The sequence below is a fragment of the Clostridium sp. UBA2485 genome, from assembly GCF_002341865.1.
In the GTDB taxonomy this organism is placed as follows: domain Bacteria; phylum Bacillota; class Clostridia; order Clostridiales; family Clostridiaceae; genus Clostridium_J.
This window is the reverse complement of sequence record NZ_DDOV01000092.1, coordinates 1-274: the sequence shown is the minus strand read 5'-3', so window position 1 is coordinate 274 and position 274 is coordinate 1.

The following is a 274-nucleotide window of genomic DNA, read 5'->3' as shown; positions in this document are numbered from 1 at the left end:
TAATTTGTTAACACAATTTTATAAGTGTATAGATTAAATCTAGCAGTGGTACATCTATATACATACTTACCTATCTTCTTGATTTAAATTCTTTAAATTCTCAATTTTAAATTAAAAAAACATTTTATCACTAATTTTATGAGGACTTTTATCTATTAAATGTCGCATTTTGTAATATATGCTATTGTAAATTTATATATATTATGGGAAAATATTTTTAGAATGATAATCCTATAATTGGAGGTAAAATGATTAAAAAAATAAAAAAATTAAA